This is a genomic window from Achromobacter sp. (genome assembly GCF_057314935.1).
On record NZ_DBHKZA010000181.1, the window covers coordinates 1 to 2,741 of the forward strand.

Consider the following 2,741-nt stretch of genomic DNA (forward strand, 5'->3'; position numbering starts at 1 on the left):
GCCGTCAGCAACATGATGGTTGATATTCCAGAGAGTAAATCAAACCAGGCGCGCGATGCAGGCCCGCTAAGGCGTCACGCAGGTAACGCCGTAAAAAGCGAGAGCGGATCCGCAAGCGGCCAAGCGGCCTGGAAAGCCGGCGCAAAATCCCCGCCCTGCCCTCCAGGCCGACGTCCGTCAGGCGCCTACCGGCTTGCCGTCCTGACGGCGCACCACCACGGTCGCCGAACGCGCATCGCCGCCGCCGGCCCGCACCGTGTTCCAGGTCCGGTTGGGATGCTGGATGTTGATGAAGAACGTGGTCAGGTCCGGCGTGTAGGCGATCCCCGTGATCTCGCAACCCAGCGGCCCCACCAGGAAGCGCTTGGACTCACCCGTCTTCTGGTCGATGTAGTACATCGAGTTGTTGCCGAAGATATTGGTGACGTCCGTGCCGGTGCCGGCATCGGTCTGCACCCACAGGCGCCCCTTCGGGTCCACGCGGATGCCGTCCGGGCTGGAGAACTCGTCGCCCTTGATGTTGCCCGTGATGTTCGATGCCGCGCCGTCGGCCGCGTCCTGGCCGGCCAAGAGCAGCAGTTCCCACTCGAACGTGGTGGCCAGCGGCGAGTCGCCGCGCTCTTTCCAGCGCACGATGTGGCCGTGACGGTTGGTCACGCGCGGATTGGCGGCGCTGGTGCGGCGGCGGCTGCTGTTGTTGGTCAGCGTGCAATAGACCGTCTTGTCCACGCCCACCGTGATCCACTCGGGGCGGTCCATCAGCGTCGCGCCCGCCACCCGGGCAGCCGCCTTGGTGTTGATCAGCACGTCGGCCTGGCTGTTGAAGTCGATCAGCGTATTGGTGGGGACGTCGGTCGGACGAACCTGCGTGTAGTTGCCCGGATCGATGGCGCCCACGATCAGGTTGTTCTTACCCACCGCTAGTTCCACCCAGTTGCCGCTGCCATCGTCGTTGAAGCGCGCCGCATACAGCGTGCCTTCGTCGAGCAGCTTGCTGTTGTTGGCGCGATTGGCCGGGTCATAGGGCTTGCTGGGCACGAACTTGTAGATGCAGCCCGGCGTGCCGTCGTCGCCCATGTAGAAGGCGACGCGGTGGTTCTCGTCGACCATGAAGGCCGTGTTCTCGTGGTCGAACCGGCCCATCGCGGTGCGCTTGACGGCCGTCGAACCGGGGTTGCTGGGGTCGATCTCGACCACCCAACCGTAGCCGTTTTCGGGCTGCGTGGGATCCAGGTAGTTGTCGGTCGTCTCTTCGCAGGTCAGGTAGGTGCCCCAGGGCGTATTGCCGCTGGCGCAGTTGTTCAGCGTGCCTACGACGGTCGCGCCCACGACCGAGGCGGCCGGGCCGCTCACGTTGTAGACGGTGTTGCCCGTATAGCGCTTGTTGTAGCGGGAATCGGCCTTGACCGCCCACTTGCCGTCCTTGTCTCGCGCGATCTCGACGACCGACACGCCCACGTTGGACAGGCGGGTCTTCACGCCTTCGACGGTAACGTCCAGCGTGCTGCTGTCCAGGCTCTCGTGGTTCAGCACCAGCAGGCCGCCCTGGTTGGGGTCCACCCCGTCCAGCGCATAGAAATGCATACCGTCGTGCTGACCACCGGCCTGGGTCTCGGTGGCCGGATAGGACTGCGGCACGCCCAGATAGCCGGCCGAACCGATCACGCACTTGTCGCCCGCCGAGTACAGCACTTCGGCCACATAGCCTTCGGGCACCGTGACCGTGTCGGCCACGATCTTGTCTCCCAGCGGCTTGAACGTGACGGAATAGTCCGGGCCCGGCTCAGGCGTCGGCGCGGGCGTCTCCGGTTTGGGTTGTTCCGGCGGCGTCGCCGTATCGCCATCATCATCGTCATCGCTGCTACAGCCGGCCAGCGCGGTCACGCCGAACACCGACAGGACGGACAACCCGAAGCTGTTCTTCAACAGTGTCCGGCGGGTGGGATTGGCGGCGATGATCTCGTCGAACATCTGGCCGGGGACGGTCACTTCCCCCCGGGCTTCACGGGAGGGCGCACGCAATTTGTCTGTCAGGTAGGACATCTGGATCTCTATGTTTGAGGGCTGAACAGAAAGCAATTTGTCAGCTGATTGAAAGAATGCTGACGAAAGGCTGAGAGATTACGAGGTCGATGTGACAGACTGGAGACGTTCGGATGAATTCATTCCTTACGGTTTTAGGTAGCATGACGTGCATCGGTGGATGATGCACTCAAGCCAAGGCGGCCTTCCATGTCTTTCGCGCGCACCTACTTTCTGAACCAGTTGAGCGATCACGAACTGGATGCATTGCTTAGCCGGCGCGAGGATTTTTTCCTTGAGAACGTCGTGGACATGGATGACACGCTGCAGCGCGCGCAGGCAGCGATCGCCCAGGCGGGACTGACCAGCCGGTTCCTGCATGAACCCGCCAATCCCTCCTTCAACCTGCGCCACGACGCCCTCGGCGCGGTGCCGCTCATCGGGCCATTGTGGGTGCTGGGCCTGGGTGCGCTCAGGCTGAGCCGCCCGGGCGCGGACGTGACGCTCAAGCAAACGGCCGAGCAATCCGTCAGCGTGATTTTCTCGCGCAAGGCGCACGCGGCCTGACGAGCAGCGGTGGCGAGGTAAGCGGTGTACCGCCCACGCTTTCCACGTTTACGCGACGGCAAACAAAAAGCCCCTGACTTCTTTCGAAGTCAGGGGCTTTTTCATTCTTGGCGGACAGAGGGGGATTCGAACCCCCGATACGCTTTTGACGT

The 2,741-nt window shown here is 63.4% G+C and carries 2 protein-coding genes; one reads left to right on the forward strand and one right to left on the reverse strand.

The features are described from left to right. Nucleotides 1-177 precede the first annotated feature (177 nt). The gene (locus ACO6D5_RS29860) at nucleotides 178-2,043 is read right to left on the reverse strand and encodes a PhoX family phosphatase (RefSeq protein WP_315527856.1); all 1,866 of its coding nucleotides are present in this window, start codon (nucleotides 2,041-2,043) and stop codon (nucleotides 178-180) included. Nucleotides 2,044-2,232: 189 nt separating this feature from the next. Between ACO6D5_RS29860 and ACO6D5_RS29865 the strand changes: the two genes are divergently transcribed. Continuing rightward, on the forward strand, nucleotides 2,233-2,589 hold the full coding sequence (locus ACO6D5_RS29865) for a hypothetical protein (protein ID WP_485827407.1): 357 nt from the start codon (nucleotides 2,233-2,235) through the stop codon (nucleotides 2,587-2,589). Nucleotides 2,590-2,741: the final 152 nt, after the last annotated feature.

What these genes read in the sequence shown, in the direction of transcription:
- ACO6D5_RS29860 (WP_315527856.1), bottom strand. Translation starts at nt 2,043, where the DNA reads ATGTCCTACCTGACAGACAAATTGCGTGCGCCCTCCCGTGAAGCCCGG.
- ACO6D5_RS29865 (WP_485827407.1), top strand. Translation starts at nt 2,233, where the DNA reads ATGTCTTTCGCGCGCACCTACTTTCTGAACCAGTTGAGCGATCACGAA.